This is a genomic window from Modestobacter altitudinis, from assembly GCF_005930475.1.
Lineage (GTDB): Bacteria > Actinomycetota > Actinomycetes > Mycobacteriales > Geodermatophilaceae > Modestobacter > Modestobacter altitudinis.
On the sequence record NZ_SJEW01000006.1, the window covers coordinates 1 to 16,075 of the forward strand.

A 16,075-nucleotide genomic window follows, 5' to 3' on the forward strand; every position below is an offset into this window, starting at 1 on the left:
CGCCTACAGCGCCTGGGCGCCGCACGTCCGCCCGGTGGTCGCCGACGTCGTCGCCAGGTTCGGCGTCTCGACCGTCCTGACCCGACCCGGCCACTCCCCGACCCAGCAGCTCGCCGCCGACTTCATGGTCTACAGCGACGGGGCCAAGGGCAACGCCGTCGCCCAGTACGTGATCGACAACGCCGCCCGGATGAAGGTCGACTACGTCATCTGGAAGCAGCGGATCTTCATGATCGGCGGCTCCGGTTGGACGGCCATGGAGGACCGCGGATCACCCACCGCCAACCACATGGACCACGTCCACGTCAGCTTCAACCCCTGATCCACGTCTGACCGGCGCCGGGGCGACCTCGGGATCCCGGGGTCGCCTCCGGCGCCGCGCCAATGGCGTGCGGCAGCGAGGATGGGGGCGTGGCCATCGACTTCTCCGCGTCCTACCCCGCCCCGCCGGACGCCGTGCTCGCCCTGCTCACCGACGAGGCCTTCCTCCGGGACCGCGCCGCGGCCCTCGGCGGGCAGGCCGAGGAGGTGACGGTGGCCGGACCGGTCAGCACCGTCCGGCTCGCCGCCCCGACCGCGGGCATCCCCACGGTCTTCGCCCGGTTCGTCGGCTCGTCGGTCTCCGTCGTCGAGCGCACCACCTGGACGCCGGACGGCGCCGGGCACCGCGGCGCGCTCGACGTGCAGGCCGAGGTGTTCGGCCGGACGGTCCAGGTCACCGGCGAGCGGCTGCTCACCCCGGCCGAGGGCGGCACCCGGTCGACCGTCACCGGGACGGCGAAGGTGGACGCACCGCTGATCGGGCGGCAGGCCGAGGGGGCGGTCAGCGAGCTCGTCGCGGTGGTGCTGCGCCGGGAGGACGAGCTGCTCCGGCGCCGGCTGGGCTGACTGTCGGTACCGGCTGCGACGATCCCGGCATGGTCGCCTTCTTCGTCCCCCGGGCCAGCGACGACGAGCAGGCGGAACGGCTCTACGACGCCCTCGCCGAGTTCGCCGGCTGCGAGCCCGCCGCACCCGCCGACCGGGTGCAGGCCATCGACTTCACCCACGACGGCGCGCAGTGGCGGGCGGAGGTCGGTGAGGAGCTGCGCGGGAGGCGGACGACCCAGCAGCTCCGCCGTGGCGAGCTGCTCGAGCACACGGTGGAGCTGGCCTCCAGCTCCCGCGTGCTGGCCGTCTACCCGGGCAGCCCCTTCACGGTGGTCACCGACGCCCAGCCGATCACCGGCGCCACGTCCGAGTGGGCCAACCCCTTCACCGCCGAGCCGGACCGGGTGACCCGGTTCGACCGGCGATGAGCTCCCGCCCGGCCCGGTCCCACCGGCCCCACCCGTCTCACCCTCCGAACACGTGCGGTGGCGGACCGACCACGGAGGGGCTGGATCGCGGCAGTACCGGATCTACAGCGGGCGCAGTGATTGACGAGCAGAACGACACCGGCGTAACTGTCCGCATGAGCACCACCATCCTCGTGGACGACGTCGTCCCCTTCGAGGACTGGACGTCCGCCGCTCGTGCCTCGCTCGCCTTCCTCCACCGCACCGTCGGGCTCGACGTCTGGCTGGTGACCGAGGTCCTGGAGCCGTTGCAGGTGGTGCTGCACTCCCATCCCGCGGAGATCCTGCCGCCGGGCATCTCGATCTCCTGGGACCGCAGCTTCTGCCACTCCATGGTCAGCGGGCAGGGTCCGCGGGTCGCCACGGTCACCGCCGCGACCCCGGCCTACCGCGACCTGGAGACCGGCCTGCCGCACCGGGTCGCCGCCTACATCGGCGTCCCGCTGGTCACCCGCGAGGGCACCCTCTTCGGCACGCTCTGCGGCCTGTCCGTCCGCGCCCAGCCGCGCACCCTGGTCCGCTTCCTCCCGGTGGTGGAGATGACCGCCCGGATGCTGAGCACCATGCTCCCGGCGGACGCGTCGGCTCACCGGGCCGCGAGCAGCCCCCCGTCGGCGATGCGCGAGCGGGCGACGTAGTACAGCGTCGTCCCCTCCGGGAGCGGGGTGTCCCAGCCGGGGCTCAGCAGGAGGCCCTCGGCCGTGCGGACGGCGAGCACGGTCGCCCCGAACGTGCGCCCCAGGTGCTGCTGGCAGTCCCCGAACGCGCTGAACCCGTGCCCGGCAGGCAGCCGCACCGAGTAGGTGTTGCCGCCGCCGCCACTGCTCATCAGGTCGCTGTAGACCTCGGTGATCCCCGGGTCCAGCGCCTCCTCGGTGATCAGGGAGGGCATGTGCCACTGCACGCAGGCGATCCCCGGGTTGACGTAGCGCAGGTTGTCCCGCCGGCCCAGGTCGCGCAGCGCCGCGACGGTGTGCACCCCCGGGTTGGCGTGCTCCACGGCGACCGCGATCGCCAGGGTCTCGTTGTCGTCGCGGCCGTCGACGATGACCGTCCGGGCCCGGCCGACGCACGCCCGGTCCATGACGTCGGCGTGGGCGAGGTCGCCGCGGACGAAGGAGACGACCGGGTCCTCGGGCACCGGGTTCTCCGGGACGTCGTCCCAGGCGCACAGCGCGATCGGCGTCGCGTTCTCCGCGTGCAGCTCGGTGAGCATCCGCTCGGTCCGCCCCGGCACGTACCCCAGGACGACGACGTGGTCGGTCAACTGCAGTGCACTCACACCCCTCCGGCGCCGCCCTCGAGCCGACTGCAGGTAGTCGGCCAGCCGGGTGAACAGCAGTGTCAGCGTGACGATCCCGCCGACGATGACGTAGGTGCCGACGACGTGACCTGCGGCCGACACCGGGAAGAAGTCGCCGTAGCCGACCGTCGCGGCGGTGACGACGAAGTACCACCAGTAGTTCGCCGGCTCGGCGATCGTGCTGTCGGCCGGCTCCACCAGGGCCATCGCCAGCCAGCTGGTCAGGAAGACGAGCACGATGACCAGCAGCGGCAACCGCCAGCCGTGCAACCGGCTGCCCACCAGCCGGGCGAGCCGGGAGAGGAAGAAGAACACGGGCCTCCTGCCGGGACGGACGCTCGGGGAACCTACCGCCCGGCGCCGCACTCGGGGCATGCTGAGGCTGCCGCAGGCCCTGTGCTTGCGCGTCTCCGGGCCAGGGAAGGACCACTGCCGTGATCGATCCACAGGCAGGCGCACGGGTGGTCGGCGGCCGGTACGAGATCGCCGGCGAGCTCGGCCGCGGCGGCATGGGCGTCGTCTGGCTGGCCAACGACCGCGTGCTGCAGCGCGAGGTCGCGCTGAAGGAGATCAGCTACCCGCTGTACCTCGACGACGCCGAGCGTGCCGTCCTCCGGGAGCGCACGCTCCGCGAGGCGCGCGCCGCGGCCCGGCTGGAGAACCCGCACGTCGTCGCCATCCACGACGTCGTGGAGGAGGACGGCCGCCCGTGGCTGGTGATGGAGCACGTCCGGTCGCGCAGTCTGCAGCGCATCCTGGAGGAGGACGGGCCGCTCTCCCCCGCCGAGGTGGCCCGGATCGGCCTGGACGTGCTGTCGGCCATCGAGGTGGCCCACGCCGCCGGCGTCCTGCACCGCGACGTGAAGCCGGGCAACGTGCTGGTGGACGAGGACGGCCACGCCTGCCTCACCGACTTCGGCATCGCCACCACCACCGAGGACTCCTCCCTCACCACCGACGGCGCGGTGCTCGGCTCCCCCGCCTACATGGCGCCGGAGCGCGCCAACGGCCGGCCACCGACCCCCGCCGTCGACCTGTGGTCGCTGGGCGCGACGCTGTACGCGGCCGTCGAGGGGCACAGCCCCTTCGACCGGGACACCCCGATGGCCACCCTGCTGGCCGTGGTGGGCGAGCAACCCGCACCGATGGTCGCTGCCGGCCCGCTGGAGCCGGTGCTGCGCGGGCTGCTGACCAAGGACCCGGCCGCCCGGACGTCGGCGGCCCGGACCCGCGAGCAGCTCGCCGCGGTGGCCGCCGGTCCCCGGTCCCGGACGTCGGGTCGGGCCCGCCCGCGGCGGGGCATCCGCAGCCCCGCCGGTGGGGACGTCGTGCGCTTCGACCTCGCCGACCTGCTCTCCCTGGCGTCGTCGTCCAAGGCCGCGCTGGGCACCGCCGTCCGGGACGCCCGCGACCAGGTGAAGGAGGCGAACGAGCGCCGGCACGAGCCACCGCTGCCCCGGCGGGAGCGGCGGGCGGCGGCCAAGCAACGCCGGTTCCGGTTCAAGCGCCGCTGGGTGGTCGTCCCGATGGTGCTGCTGGCGCTGGTCGTCGTCCTGCTGGTCGCGGCCACGGCGCTGCTGGTGACCGGCGTGATCACCCTGTCCTGAGCCGGCCGGTGGGGCAGGGTGGGGTCATGACGACACCGCCGGACGGCGAGCCGCAGCCCCGCGACATCGCACTCGAGCAGGCCACCCCCGAGCAGGTCGAGGAGCTCGAGGCGGCCAGCGACGACGAGGGCACCGACTGACCCCACCCGGGCACCCGAGCCGACGGCGCGGGGTTGACGCGGTGCGGCCGACGGGTAGCGGCCCGGCATGGAGATCCGGGACCTGCTGCTGACCGCCTTCGACAACGTCGAGGAGTCCGTCCGCGGAGCCCTCGACGGGATCGACCCCGCGCTGCTCACCGTGCGACTGGACCCCGACGCGAACACCATCGCCTGGCTCGTCTGGCACCTGACCCGGGTGCAGGACGACCACGTCGCCGAGGTCGCCGGGGTCGAGCAGGCCTACACCGAGGCCGGCTGGGCGGACCGGTTCGCGCTGCCCTTCCCGCCCAGCGCGCACGGCTACGGCTTCACCAGCTCCGACGTCGGCCGGACCGAGATCACTGACCCCCAGCTGCTCCTGGACTACCACGCGGACGTGCACCGCCGGACCGCCGAGTTCGTCCGGACGCTGACCGCGGCCGACCTCGACCGCGTCGTCGACCGGCGGTGGGACCCGCCGGTGACCCTCGGCGTCCGGCTGCTCAGCGTCATCGGCGACGACCTGCAGCACGCTGGGCAGGCAGCCCTCCTGAGGGGCTCCCTCGAGCGGCGCTGAGCACACGGCACCGGGGGTGACCCGCAGGTAGCTTCGGATCCGTGAGCAACGCTGCTACCGCGGACTTCTACGCCCTCGAGGACCTGCTGGAGCCCGCGGAGATCGAGGTGCGTGACCGCGTTCGCGACTTCTGCGAGCGCGAGGTCACCCCGATCATCAACGACTTCTGGGAGCGGGCCGAGTTCCCCGCTCAGCTGATCCCGAAGATGGCCGAGCTGGGCATCGCCGGCGGCACCGTGGAGGGCTACGGCTCCCCCGGCATGAGCGCCGTCGCCGCGGGCCTGGTCGCCGCCGAGTGGGCCCGGGCCGACGGCAGCCTGGGCACCTTCTACGGGGTGCACAGCTTCCTGGCCATGCAGTCCATCGCGCTGCTCGGGAACGAGGAGCAGCGCCAGCGGTGGCTGCCGGAGATGGCCCGGATGGAGAAGATCGGCGCCTTCGGCCTGACCGAGCCCGAGCACGGGTCGGACGCCGTGGCGTTGTCCACCTCCGCCCGGCGGGACGGCGACTCCTACGTGCTCAACGGCGCGAAGAAGTGGATCGGCAACGGCACCATCGCCGACCTGGTGCTCATCTGGGCCCGCGGTGAGGACGGCAACGTCGGTGGCTACGTCGTCCCGAAGGGGTCGATCGGCTGGACCGCGACCCGGATGACCGGCAAGACGGCGCTGCGTGCGGTGTGGCAGGCCGAGATCACGCTGACCGACGTCCGGGTGCCGGCGGAGAACAAGCTGGCCAACTGCTCCTCGTTCAAGGACGTCTCGGTGGTGCTGGACCGCACCCGGTACACCGTCGCGTGGCGCGCGCTGGGCATCGCCGAGGCCGCCTACGACCTGGCGCTGCAGCACACCCTGCAGCGGGAGCAGTTCGGCCAGCCGATCGCCGGCTACCAGCTGGTGCAGGAGAAGCTGGCCCGGATGCTCGCCGAGATCACCAGCATGCGGCTGCTGTCCTGGCGGCTGTCCAAGCTGGCCGACGAGGGCCGGATGACCGCGGCCATGGCGTCGATGGCGAAGATGAACAACTGCAAGAAGGCCCGGGCGATCGTGGCCGACGCCCGCGACCTCTTCGGTGGCGACGGCATCCTGCTCGAGCACCACATCGCCCGGCACCACGCCGACATCGAGGCGATCTACACCTTCGAGGGCACCGACCACGTGCAGGCGCTCATCGTCGGCCGTGAGATCACCGGCATCTCGGCGATCACCGGCCGCCGGTCCTCCCGGGCGGAGCAGCGGCCGGCGGAGCCGCAGCAGTCGATCTAGCGCGCAGGTGGGCCGGCGCGTGCGGCAGCGCCATGGCCGCCGCGGACAGGACGCTGTGCACGCCCAGCCGCTCCCGCACGTGCTCCATGTGCTTGCGCACCGTGCCCACGGAGATGAACAACCGGTCGGCGATGACGGCGTAGGGCATCCCGGTGGCGGCCAGGGCCAGGACCTCCCACTCCCGCGTGGTCAGCCGGGGGACGCCGGCTCGGCGCTGCTCGGCGTCCAGCCAGATCTCCTGCAGGTGCGGCCGCAGCAGCATCGCGATCTGACGCTCCCGCTCGGTGAAGTCCGCGTCGTCGTGCCGCATGAAGCAGATGCGCCGGGCCTCACCGGGTGGTGCCGGCAGCGACACGATCAGCGCCGCGCGCACCTCCGGCAAGAGGTCGCCGAGCGGACTGGCCAGCCGGGCCTGCTCGGTCGGGAAGAAGTCCCGGGTCTGGATGACGGTGTGCAGGTCGCCGGTGCGCTGGGGCCAGGAACACAGCCCGTGCCACCAGTACTGCCAGAACGGGTGGTCCGGCCCGCCTCCTTCGTGGGCAGCCGGCCCTTCGTGCAGGCCGCCGTCCCCGACCCTCTGGATGCAGAGGTTGCGCAGGCCCCGGTGGTCGTGGTGCTGGTAGGAGACGTCCAGGTCGCAGGGGACCAGCCGGAGCAGCCCCTCCAGCAGGGCCCAGGGCATCGCCTCCCCGGCGGCGTCCTCGCGCGCATCGTCGAGCACGCGGACCAGCGCCTCGACGTCCGCGGCGTGCAGCTCGCTGGTCGTCATGGCCCCTCCTCCGGCCGGCGGGGACGACGGTAGGCCGGTGCGGCGACCGGCGGAATACGCCCGAGTGCGTATGGCCCGCGGGCAGCCGGGTGCGGAGCCTGGTGCTGCGCCGGTCGTCCCCGACCGGGACACGCACCCCGCTCAGCGAGCCGCACCTGCGGCCGGGAGGGACCCTCGATGTCCGCGATCACCCACGTCCTGGGCGCCGGCTGGGCCGGCACCCACCGCGCGCTGGCCCTGCTCGTGGCGATGGTGCTGGTGGCGGTCGCCGTCACCGTGGCCGTCGTCCTGCTGACCCGGAGCACGACGGCGGCCGTACCGGGACCCGCGCACCTGCCCGCCTACGACGACACCTGCGCGAACGCCACGGTCGGTGCCGCCTGCTGACGCCGGGAGGTCAGCCGGCGTGCCGGAGGGCCGCGGCGGTGCGCTGCCGGCACTCCGCGCAGGCGGAGCGCCCCGTGCCCACCCGGTCCCAGCTCTGGGTGCCCCAGATCTGCACGATCGCGCCGCAGACGGCCAGCTCCACCTCGCCGTCGAGCTCGTCAGCCGGGCGGTGCGCCTCGACCGCGTGCCACGACATGGCCTGGTCGGCCGGCTGGGCCCAGGGTCGACGGTCGGGGCGGGAGAAACCGACGGCGAACTCACTCACGGTGAGTTGTGTGCCCCACAACACACCGGCCCAACCCTCTCCTGGCCGCCACGGACCGGGCCGGTCAGTCCTGCGCGTCGACCAGCTCGCGGAGGGCCGTGACCAGCGAGGTCACCCGGTGCTCGCCCAGCGACCGGGCCAGCGCCGCCTGCTGGGCCGCGACCAGCCCCTCCCACCGCGCCAGCCGGGTGCGCCCGAGCGCCGAGGCGTGAACGACCACCCGGCGCCGGTCGGCGGGGTCGGGCAGCCGGTAGGCGAGGGCGGCGTCCACGAGGCCGTCGACCACCCGGGTGGCGGTGGGTCCCGGCAGGTGCAGCGTGGCGACCAGCTGGCCCATCGTGCGCCCCGGCCCGGCCGCCAGCAGCCGGAGCACGCGGTAACCGTCCAGCGTGCCGCCGTCCTCGGCGAGCGCCTGGCCCACCAGGCGGGAGACCCGCCGGGAGGTGGCGGTGAGCAGCTCGACGAGGTCCGCGCGGGGAGCGACGACGGTGTCGACCTCTCGCCCCGGCATGCGGCTGACGATACTGAACCGCGTGCGCGGCGACCCGGCTCCGCTGCGGGACCCCTGGGACGTCCTCGTCTCCGGTCCCGCACCCGACGCCGTCCGGATCGGCCTGGCCGTGCCGCTGTCCGGGCCGCTCGCGCTGACCGCGCCCTCGGCGCTGGACCTCGCCGCGCTGGCCGCCGAGGAGTGCACCGAGGCCGGTGAGGTGTCCGGACGGCGGGTCGAGCTGGTGCCGGTGGACTCCGGTCGCGCGCCGGACGTCGTCGCCGCCGAGGCGCTCGCGCTGCGCGAGGCCGGGATCTTCGACAGCCTCGTCGGCTTCCACACCAGCGACGTGCACCGCTCGCTCGCCCGGGCCTGGGCCGGCCGGGGCACCTACGTGTTCACCCCGCCGCACGAGGGCGGGCGCAGTCTGCCCGGCGTGCGGCGGACCGGCTTGGGCCCGCACGCCCAGCACGCCGCCGCGCTGGCCTGGCTGGTCACCCGCCGCCGGGCCACCCGCTGGGTGCTGCTGGGCACCGACTACGTCTGGCCGCGCGCGGTGCACCGGGCCGCCCGCACGACGCTGACCGGACTGGGCGCCCAGGTCGTCGGCGAGGCGCTGGTGCCCTTCGGTCCCGGGGACCCCGGCCCGCTGCTGGACCTCGTCGTCCGCAGCCGCGCGGACGCCGTCCTGCTCAGCCTGGTGGGCCGGGACCTCGTGCTGTTCCACCGGGAGTTCGCCCGCGCCGGCCTGGACCGCCGGGTGGTGCGGCTGTCCGGTGCGCTGGAGGAGAACGGGCTCTACGCGCTGGGCGGGGACGCCACCGGGGAGCTGTACGCCACGATGCCGTCCTTCGTCGCCTCCCCGACGTCCGCCGACGAGGGGCAGCTGGCGCTGCAGGAACGGCACGCCCGCCGGGTCGGAGCCGACGCCCCGGTCGTCTGCGCCTACGCCCGAGGGCTCTACGACGGCGTCCGGCTGGCCTGCGCGCTGCTGTCGGCCGGCGGTGCGCCGCCGCCCGCTCCCCCACCGCCGCGGCTCGCGCGCGCGGACGGGCTGTCCTTCACCGAGGTGGCCGCCGGCTGACCGCCGGACGAACGAGTTTCCACCTGGAAACAAATCCGTCCTACTCTCCACCCCGTCCGGCCGAGGGCCGGCAGGAGAGAGGAGTCCTCGTGACCGACCCCCGCACCACCCGGCCACCGGCCGTCAGCCCCGGCGGGGACACCCCGAGCGTCGAGGCGTTCGGGTACCACCAGGAGCTGAAGCGCTCGCTGAGCTTCACCGACCTGCTGGTCTACGGCCTGGTGTTCATGGTCCCGATCGCGCCGTTCGGCATCTTCGGCAGCGTCTTCCAGGCCTCCGGCGGCATGATCGCGCTGGCTTACGCCGTCGGCGGTCTGGCCATGGCGTTCACCGCCGCCTCGTACTCGCAGATGTCCCGGGCCTTTCCGATGGCCGGTTCGGTGTACACCTACGCCGGCCGCGGCATCGCGCAGCCGGTCGGGTTCATCGCCGGCTGGATGATCCTGCTGGACTACGTGCTGGTGCCCGGTCTGCTGTACCTGATCGCCGGCGTCGCCATGAACGCCATCGTCAGCAGCATCCCGGTGTGGGTGTGGCTGGTCGGCTTCGTCGTGCTCAACACCGTCGTCAACTACCTGGGCATCGAGTTCACCGCGCGGATCAACAAGCTGATGCTGATCGGCGAGCTGATCGTGCTGGCGGTGTTCCTCGTCATCGGCGTCGTCGCACTCGCCCGCGGCGAGGGCAACGGCCTGGACGCGCTGACCCCGGTCTACAACAGCGACACGTTCTCCTTCAGCCTGGTCTTCGGCGCCGTCTCCATCGCGGTGCTGAGCTTCCTCGGCTTCGACGGCATCTCGACGCTGGCCGAGGAGAACCGCGACTCCGCCCGGTCGATCGGCAAGTCGATGATCGCCGCGCTGGCGCTGGCCGGGACCTTGTTCATCGTGCAGACCTGGATCGCGGCGCTGCTGGTGCCCGCACCGGACGCCCTGATCGCCGAGGGCGACGCCGGGGGCACCGCGTTCTACGACGCCGCCGAGGCCGCCAGCGGGCACTGGCTGTACGTGGTCACCGCGGTGGCCACCGCGATCGCGTGGGGCTTCGCCAACTCGCTGGTCGCCCAGGCCGCCACCTCCCGGCTGCTGTTCGCCATGGCCCGTGACCGGCAGCTGCCGTCGTTCCTGGCCAAGGTGCACCCCACCCGCCGGGTGCCGATCAACGCCACGCTGCTGGTGGCCGCCGTCAGCCTGGTGCTCGGCCTGTACATGAACAGCCGGGACGACGGCATCTCGCTGCTGTCCACGCTGGTCAACTTCGGCGCCCTGTCGGCGTTCCTGCTGCTGCACGTCGCGGTCGTCGTGCACTACGTGGTCCGGCAGAAGAGCCGGGACTGGTGGCGGCACCTGATCGTGCCCGTCATCGGCTTCGCGATCCTGGCCTACGTCATCTACAACGCGAAGGTCGCCGCCCAGGAGCTCGGGTTCGTGTGGTTCGGCATCGGCGCGGTGCTGCTCGTCTTCCTGCTGGTCACCGGCCGCAAGCCCGTGCTGGCCGAGGAGGCCAAGTGACGGCCCAGCTGGAGGTGGTCTCACTCGACCCGACACCGGACCAGCTCCGCTACGTCTTCGGCGGCGGCGAACCGCTGCTGCGCGTGCAGCCCGGCACGGTCGTCGAGCTGACCACCGAGGACTGCTTCGGCGGCCGGGTGCGCTCGGTCGAGGACCTGCCCAGCCAGGTCTGCGAGTTCCCCTACCTCAACCCGGTGACCGGGCCGGTGCACGTCGAGGGCGCCGAGCCCGGCGACACCCTGGCGGTCCACGTCGTCGACATCGCACCGGCCCGGGACTGGGCGGTGTCCACCACCTTCCCGCACTTCGGTGCGCTGACCGCCACGCACGAGACGGCGATGCTGCACGACCCGCTCGAGGAGGTCGTCTGGGTCTACGAGGTCGACCGGGCGCGGGGCACCTGCCTGTTCCGGCCGCGCCGCGGCGGGCCCGAGGTCGAGCTGCCGCTGGACCCGATGCACGGCACGCTCGGGGTGGCCCCGGCGGCCGGCCAGGTGTTCATGTCGATCACCCCGGCGGCGCACGGCGGCAACATGGACACCCCCGAGCTCCGCGCCGGGACGACGGTCTACCTCGGGGTCAACGTGCCCGGCGCGCAGCTGTCGCTCGGTGACGGGCACTGCCGACAGGGCGAGGGCGAGGTCTGCGGGACGGCGGTCGAGGCCGCCATGCGCACGGTCGTCGTCGTCGACCTGGTCAAGGGCGGCGCCCCGGCGTGGCCCCGGCTGGAGAGCGACGAGTTCCTCATGTCCACCGGCTCGGTGCGCCCGCTGGAGGACGCCTACCGGGTCAGCCAGCGCGACCTGGTCGGCTGGGCCGCGGAGCTGACCGGCTGGGACACCCTGGACGCCTACCAGCTGGTCAGCCAGGCCGGGCTGGCCCCGGCCGGGAACGTCGTGGACACCAACTACACGATGGTGGCCAAGCTGGCGAAGCGGTACCTGCCCGGCGCGGCCGCGTTCGACGGCGTCCACGCCCGGCTCCGCGACACGGCCGCCGCCTACCTCGCCCAGCGCTGACCCGGGTCCCGGGCCCGCCACGGCGGGCCCGGGACCTCGTCGGGACTGTGACCTTCTCCCGCCGCCCTTCACGACGCCGAAACACAATCCCCGCTCAACCGAAATCTGCGTCGGTTGGAGTTCTCCCCGCACCCCGCCGGCGACCTGCGGCGGGTCCTGGTGCCACCCGAGACGACGTCGAGCGAGGACCCCCATGAGCCGCACCTCCCCTGGCCGGAACCACCTGCGGCGCACCGCCGCCGCGGCCACCGCCGCCGGCCTCGCCCTCGCGCTCGCGGCCTGCGGGAGCGACGACGCCGACGCGAGCTCCTCCGGCGGCGGCGGGGACGGCCACGGCGAGCTGAGCGTGCAGCTGTCCTGGATCAAGAACGCGGAGTTCGCCGGCGAGTACATGGCCGACAGCAACGGCTACTACACCGACGCGGGGTTCTCCTCGGTCAACCTGGTCGCCGGCCCCTCCACCGGTGTGGCGGAACTCGTGCAGGGCTCCGCCCAGGTCGCGCTCAGCGACGCGGTCTCGATCGGCACCGCGGTCGCCAACGAGGACGCGCCGGTGAAGATCTTCGGCACGACCTACCAGAAGAACCCGTTCACCATCCTGTCGCTGGCCGACGGGGGCAACATCGCGACGCCGCAGGACATGGTGGGCAAGAAGATCGGCGTCCAGGACTCGAACACCAGCCTGTTCAAGGCGCTGCTGGCCGCCAACGGGATCGACGAGAGCCAGCTGACCATCGTCCCGGTCCAGTACGACCCCTCGGTGCTGGTCAACGGCGAGGTCGACGGCTTCGTCGCCTACCTGACCAACGAGTCGATCACCGTCGCGGCGAAGGGCAAGCCGGTCACCAACCTGCCCTTCGCCGACAACGGCCTCCCGTTCGTGGCCGAGACGTTCACCGCCACCGACCAGACGATCGCTGAGGACCGGGAGATGCTCAAGGACTTCCTGGTCGCCGAGATCAAGGGCTGGACCGACGCGATCAAGGACCCGGCCGCTGCCGTCGACGTCGACCTGGCCGACTACGGCTCGGACCTCGGGTTGGTGCGGGAGAACGAGCTGAAGTCCGCGCAGATCGCCAACGACGAGCTCATCACCTCCAGCGACACCGAGGCGAACGGCCTGTTCACCATCTCCGACGAGCTGCAGAGCGAGACGCTCGAGTCCCTCTCCGGAGCCGGCATCGACGTCTCCGCCGAGGACCTGTTCGACCTCTCCCTGCTCGACGAGGTCTACGAGGAGAACCCCGACCTCCTCGACTACGCCGGCTGAGGTCGCTCTCCTTGACCGAGCTCACCAGCACCGCCGGTGCCCAGGGCAGCGCCCTGGGCACCGGCGTGCAGATCTCCGGACTGACCAAGGTCTTCAGCATGCGCAGCCGGTCGGTGACCGCCCTGCAGGACGCCGACCTGCACACCACCCAGGGGACGTTCCTGTCCCTGCTCGGCCCCTCCGGCTGCGGCAAGTCGACGATCCTGCGCATCCTCGCCGGCCTCGACGAGCCCACCAGCGGCTCGATGAAGGTCGACGGCAAGAGCCCGCAGGAGCTGCGGCGGGGAGGAGAGCTGGGCATCGCGTTCCAGGACTCCGCGTTGCTGCCCTGGCGCAGCGTCCTGTCCAACATCCGGCTGCCCTTCGAGGTGGCCGGGCGACGAGTCGACGAGGGCTACGTGCGCGAGATGATCGCGCTGGTCGGCCTCGAGGGCTTCGAGGACGCCAAGCCCGCCCAGCTGTCCGGCGGCATGCGGCAGCGGGTCTCGATCGCCCGCTCGCTCATCCTCAAGCCCTCGGTGCTGCTGCTCGACGAGCCCTTCGGCGCCCTGGACGACATGACCCGGCAGAAGCTGAACCTCGAGCTGCTGCGGATCTGGACGGAGAAGCCGGCGACCACGCTGATGGTCACCCACGGGATCACCGAGGCGATCTTCCTGTCCGACCAGGTCGCGGTGATGAGCCCGCGGCCCGGCCGGATCAAGGAGGTCATCGACATCGACCTGCCCCGCCCCCGCACCCCGGAGATGCAGCGGACGCCGGAGTTCCACGCCTACGTGGACCAGGCCTCCGAGCTGCTCTTCGGCGCCGACGGCGCCGCAGCAGACGACTGACCGCGATGACCCGTCTGCGACTGCCCTCCTGGGCGATCGGCGTCCTGGGCACCCTGCTGCTCGTCGTCCTGTGGTGGGTCCTGGCCGTCACCGTCTTCTCCGGGGTGGGCGCCGGGAACGCCGATGCGATCCCTGCGCCGCCGGACGTGGTGCGCCAGTGGGCGACCGACGGGTGGTCGTTCTACCGGCGGAACTTCGGCATCACCCTCGACGAGGCGGCCCGCGGCTTCCTGTGGGGCAACGCGCTGGCCCTGCTGCTGGCCGCCGTCGTGCTGCTCGTCCCGCGCAGCGAGGGCCTGGTCATGCAGGTCGCCACCATCAGCTACTGCATCCCGATCGTGGCGATCGGGCCGCTCGTGCTCATCATCGCCGGGGCCCCGGACTCCGGTGACCCGTCCGGGACGGCGGTCTTCCTGGCCGCGCTCAGCTGCTTCTTCACCACCGTCGTCGGTGCACTGCTCGGGCTCAAGGCGGCCGACCAGGCCGCGCTGGACGTCGTGTCGGTCTACGGCGGCAGCAAGCTCACCCAGCTGCGCAAGGTGCGTCTCGTCGCGGCTCTGCCCGGCATCCTCAACGCGCTGCAGATCGCCGTCCCGGCCGCCTTCCTCGGGGCCATCCTCGGCGAGTACTTCGGCAAGGTCGACCTGGGCATCGGCCCGGCGATGACCGCGGCCCAGCAGGGCCTCAACGCCCCGCGGGTGTGGGGCATCGCGCTCGCCTCCGGTGCGGTGGCGATCATCGGCTTCGCGTTCTTCGGACTGATCGCCCGGCTGGTCACGCCGTGGTCGAGGGGAGGTCGGAACTGATGATCGACACCCTGGCGAGCACCCGGACCGCGGCCGATGCAGTCGCCCGCCGCCGGGAGATCAGGCGCGAGTCCAGCCGTCAGATCCTGCGCGCGCTCGGCCGGTCGCTGGTCACCTTCGCGCTGACCCTCGTGGTCGTGCTGGTCCTGTGGGTCGGTGCCATCGAGCTGTTCGGCATCTCCTCGTACGTGGCCAAGGGCCCTGCCGACGTGTGGGCGTACCTGGTCACCGACGACGACGCCGGCGAGCACGTCGCGCTGCTGCGCGACCAGCTCGGCATCAGCCTCGTCGACGCCTTCATCGGGTTCGTCGCGGGGCTGGTGGTCGCCCTGCTCGGCGCCACGGCGTTCCGGCTCTCCAAGGGCGTGGAGCACGCGCTGATGCCGGTGGCCATGCTGCTGCGCTCCGTGCCGCTGATCGCCCTGGCGCCGCTGATCATCCTGGTGTTCGGCCGGGACGTCACGACGGTCGCGGTGGTCGCCGGGATCGTGGTGCTCTTCCCGGCACTGGTGAACATCGTCTTCGGCCTGCACTCGGCGTCCCCGCAGATGCTCGACGTCGTCACCGTCTACGGCGGCAGCTCCTGGACGACGCTGCGCAAGGTCGCCCTGCCGGCCTCGGCGCCGTCGTTCTTCGCCGCCGTGCGGATCTCGGTACCCGGCGCGCTGACCGGTGCGCTGCTCGTCGAGTGGCTGGCCACCGGCGACGGCATCGGCTCGACCATCCAGACCGCCTACTCCCAGGTGCAGTTCTCGCTGGTCTGGTCGGCGGTGGTCGTGGTGACCACGGTGTCGCTGGTGCTCTACAACGTCGTCCAGGTGATCGAGAGCATCGTGCTCAGTCGGATGGGGATGACGCCGCGGCAGGGCAGCTGACCCGCCGGCATCGCTGAAGGCACGCCTCTGGCGACGATGCCGGTCGTCAGTGGTACTGGTGGACGACGGCGTGCCCCCGGCCACGGCTCATCAGCCAGCGGTTGACCGGGAGGGTGAGCACGAAGGCCACCGCCAGCGACCCGGCCAACGCCAGCCAGAACAGCGCGCTGCCGAGCCCGGCGTCCATCGCGCCGGGCACGGAGAGGATCACGGTGTTGTCGACGACCTCCATGACGGTGATGGAGATGGTGTCGGCGGCGAGGGCAACGCCGAGCGCCTGCCGGACCGGCAGCCCCGCGCGCAGCACCCCGCGCATGGTCAGCGCGTAGCCGAAGACGAAGGCCAACGCGATGGCGAGGACCACCGTGCCGGCGTCGGGCAGCCCGAGCGACGTCCCGATGACCATCCCGAGGACCTCACCGATGGCGCAGCCGGTGAGGCAGTGCAGCGTCGCCTGCCGGGCCATGGCCCAGCTGACCGACGTCTGCTGCTCCCTGTGCTCCACGTGCTCCGTGTGCTCCATGTCGGTAGTGATAC

Annotated in this window: 20 protein-coding genes; 15 read left to right on the forward strand and 5 right to left on the reverse strand. The window is 72.6% G+C overall.

What is annotated here, in order from left to right; genetic code table 11:
• The 4 genes from FHL79_RS24945 to FHL79_RS03870 form a co-directional block, all read left to right on the forward strand.
• On the forward strand, window positions 1–322 hold a 322-nt coding region (locus FHL79_RS24945), incomplete at its 5' end, for a VldE C-terminal domain-containing protein (RefSeq protein ID WP_500684519.1).
• An 89-nt stretch (window positions 323–411) separates the two neighbouring features.
• On the forward strand, window positions 412–888 hold the full coding sequence (locus FHL79_RS03860; RefSeq protein WP_171057998.1) for a DUF2505 domain-containing protein: 477 nt from the start codon (window positions 412–414) through the stop codon (window positions 886–888).
• A gap of 29 nt (window positions 889–917) precedes the next feature.
• Window positions 918–1,298 carry a hypothetical protein gene (locus FHL79_RS03865; RefSeq protein WP_138757310.1) on the forward strand — a complete coding sequence of 127 codons (381 nt, stop codon included), beginning with the start codon at window positions 918–920 and terminating at the stop codon, window positions 1,296–1,298.
• Window positions 1,299–1,453: 155 nt separating this feature from the next.
• A complete protein-coding gene (locus tag FHL79_RS03870) occupies window positions 1,454–1,975 on the forward strand; it encodes a GAF domain-containing protein (RefSeq protein WP_138757311.1) in 522 nt (173 codons plus the stop codon).
• On the opposite strand, the gene FHL79_RS03875 is transcribed toward FHL79_RS03870, so the two are convergent.
• Window positions 1,924–2,955, reverse strand: a complete 1,032-nt coding sequence (locus tag FHL79_RS03875; protein ID WP_138757312.1) for an ion channel — start codon at window positions 2,953–2,955, stop codon at window positions 1,924–1,926. The genes FHL79_RS03870 and FHL79_RS03875 overlap by 52 nt on opposite strands.
• A gap of 119 nt (window positions 2,956–3,074) precedes the next feature.
• Here FHL79_RS03875 and FHL79_RS03880 point away from each other — a divergent pair, with 119 nt between their 5' ends.
• The 3 genes from FHL79_RS03880 to FHL79_RS03890 all read left to right on the forward strand — a co-directional run bounded on the left by FHL79_RS03880 (window position 3,075) and on the right by FHL79_RS03890 (window position 6,229).
• Window positions 3,075–4,247, forward strand: coding sequence for a serine/threonine-protein kinase (locus FHL79_RS03880; protein WP_246080332.1), 1,173 nt, complete (start codon window positions 3,075–3,077; stop codon window positions 4,245–4,247).
• Between the two features lie 207 nt (window positions 4,248–4,454).
• Window positions 4,455–4,964 (forward strand): mycothiol transferase, encoded by a 510-nt coding sequence (locus FHL79_RS03885; RefSeq protein WP_138757313.1) that lies wholly within the window; start codon window positions 4,455–4,457, stop codon window positions 4,962–4,964.
• 41 nt (window positions 4,965–5,005) lie between these two features.
• The gene (locus tag FHL79_RS03890; RefSeq protein WP_138757314.1) at window positions 5,006–6,229 is read left to right on the forward strand and encodes an acyl-CoA dehydrogenase family protein; all 1,224 of its coding nucleotides are present in this window, start codon (window positions 5,006–5,008) and stop codon (window positions 6,227–6,229) included.
• Here FHL79_RS03890 and FHL79_RS03895 read toward each other — a convergent pair.
• Window positions 6,168–6,998: a helix-turn-helix transcriptional regulator gene (locus FHL79_RS03895; protein WP_138757315.1), complete on the reverse strand. Its 831-nt coding sequence runs from the start codon at window positions 6,996–6,998 to the stop codon at window positions 6,168–6,170. The two genes, FHL79_RS03890 and FHL79_RS03895, sit on opposite strands and share 62 nt — an antisense overlap.
• 177 nt (window positions 6,999–7,175) lie before the next feature.
• Here FHL79_RS03895 and FHL79_RS03900 point away from each other — a divergent pair, with 177 nt between their 5' ends.
• Window positions 7,176–7,385 (forward strand): hypothetical protein, encoded by a 210-nt coding sequence (locus tag FHL79_RS03900; protein WP_138757316.1) that lies wholly within the window; start codon window positions 7,176–7,178, stop codon window positions 7,383–7,385.
• Window positions 7,386–7,395: 10 nt separating this feature from the next.
• Here the strand turns inward: FHL79_RS03900 and FHL79_RS03905 are convergent, their stop codons facing one another.
• Window positions 7,396–7,650, reverse strand: a complete 255-nt coding sequence (locus FHL79_RS03905) for a hypothetical protein (RefSeq protein WP_138757317.1) — start codon at window positions 7,648–7,650, stop codon at window positions 7,396–7,398.
• Between the two features lie 64 nt (window positions 7,651–7,714).
• Window positions 7,715–8,161 (reverse strand): MarR family winged helix-turn-helix transcriptional regulator, encoded by a 447-nt coding sequence (locus FHL79_RS03910; RefSeq protein ID WP_138757318.1) that lies wholly within the window; start codon window positions 8,159–8,161, stop codon window positions 7,715–7,717.
• A 22-nt stretch (window positions 8,162–8,183) separates the two neighbouring features.
• Here FHL79_RS03910 and FHL79_RS03915 point away from each other — a divergent pair, with 22 nt between their 5' ends.
• The 7 genes from FHL79_RS03915 (at window position 8,184) to FHL79_RS03945 (ending at window position 15,538) form a co-directional block, all read left to right on the forward strand.
• Window positions 8,184–9,224 (forward strand): ABC transporter substrate-binding protein, encoded by a 1,041-nt coding sequence (locus FHL79_RS03915; protein WP_171057999.1) that lies wholly within the window; start codon window positions 8,184–8,186, stop codon window positions 9,222–9,224.
• Between the two features lie 89 nt (window positions 9,225–9,313).
• A complete protein-coding gene (locus tag FHL79_RS03920; protein ID WP_218938313.1) occupies window positions 9,314–10,735 on the forward strand; it encodes an APC family permease in 1,422 nt (473 codons plus the stop codon).
• Complete coding sequence (locus FHL79_RS03925) at window positions 10,732–11,754, forward strand: acetamidase/formamidase family protein (protein ID WP_138757320.1); 1,023 nt, start codon at window positions 10,732–10,734, stop codon at window positions 11,752–11,754. Before FHL79_RS03920 ends, FHL79_RS03925 begins: the two co-directional genes overlap by 4 nt.
• Before the next feature lie 193 nt (window positions 11,755–11,947).
• Complete coding sequence (locus FHL79_RS03930; protein ID WP_138757321.1) at window positions 11,948–13,024, forward strand: ABC transporter substrate-binding protein; 1,077 nt, start codon at window positions 11,948–11,950, stop codon at window positions 13,022–13,024.
• Window positions 13,025–13,035: 11 nt separating this feature from the next.
• Window positions 13,036–13,857, forward strand: coding sequence for an ABC transporter ATP-binding protein (locus FHL79_RS03935; RefSeq protein WP_218938314.1), 822 nt, complete (start codon window positions 13,036–13,038; stop codon window positions 13,855–13,857).
• Between the two features lie 5 nt (window positions 13,858–13,862).
• Window positions 13,863–14,663, forward strand: coding sequence for an ABC transporter permease (locus FHL79_RS03940; RefSeq protein ID WP_138757322.1), 801 nt, complete (start codon window positions 13,863–13,865; stop codon window positions 14,661–14,663).
• Window positions 14,663–15,538 (forward strand): ABC transporter permease, encoded by an 876-nt coding sequence (locus FHL79_RS03945; protein ID WP_138757323.1) that lies wholly within the window; start codon window positions 14,663–14,665, stop codon window positions 15,536–15,538. Before FHL79_RS03940 ends, FHL79_RS03945 begins: the two co-directional genes overlap by 1 nt.
• 46 nt (window positions 15,539–15,584) lie before the next feature.
• Here the strand turns inward: FHL79_RS03945 and FHL79_RS03950 are convergent, their stop codons facing one another.
• The gene (locus FHL79_RS03950; RefSeq protein WP_138757324.1) at window positions 15,585–16,061 is read right to left on the reverse strand and encodes a DUF4396 domain-containing protein; all 477 of its coding nucleotides are present in this window, start codon (window positions 16,059–16,061) and stop codon (window positions 15,585–15,587) included.
• Between the last annotated feature and the right edge of the window lie 14 nt (window positions 16,062–16,075).

Bases quoted from the DNA above. Each gene is read 5' to 3' on its own strand.
- FHL79_RS03865 (WP_138757310.1), top strand. From the start codon at position 918: ATGGTCGCCTTCTTCGTCCCCCGGGCCAGCGACGACGAGCAGGCGGAA.
- FHL79_RS03870 (WP_138757311.1), top strand. From the start codon at position 1,454: ATGAGCACCACCATCCTCGTGGACGACGTCGTCCCCTTCGAGGACTGG.
- FHL79_RS03885 (WP_138757313.1), top strand. From the start codon at position 4,455: ATGGAGATCCGGGACCTGCTGCTGACCGCCTTCGACAACGTCGAGGAG.
- FHL79_RS03895 (WP_138757315.1), bottom strand. From the start codon at position 6,998: ATGACGACCAGCGAGCTGCACGCCGCGGACGTCGAGGCGCTGGTCCGC.
- FHL79_RS03900 (WP_138757316.1), top strand. From the start codon at position 7,176: ATGTCCGCGATCACCCACGTCCTGGGCGCCGGCTGGGCCGGCACCCAC.
- FHL79_RS03910 (WP_138757318.1), bottom strand. From the start codon at position 8,161: ATGCCGGGGCGAGAGGTCGACACCGTCGTCGCTCCCCGCGCGGACCTC.
- FHL79_RS03930 (WP_138757321.1), top strand. From the start codon at position 11,948: ATGAGCCGCACCTCCCCTGGCCGGAACCACCTGCGGCGCACCGCCGCC.
- FHL79_RS03940 (WP_138757322.1), top strand. From the start codon at position 13,863: ATGACCCGTCTGCGACTGCCCTCCTGGGCGATCGGCGTCCTGGGCACC.
- FHL79_RS03945 (WP_138757323.1), top strand. From the start codon at position 14,663: ATGATCGACACCCTGGCGAGCACCCGGACCGCGGCCGATGCAGTCGCC.
- FHL79_RS03950 (WP_138757324.1), bottom strand. From the start codon at position 16,061: ATGGAGCACACGGAGCACGTGGAGCACAGGGAGCAGCAGACGTCGGTC.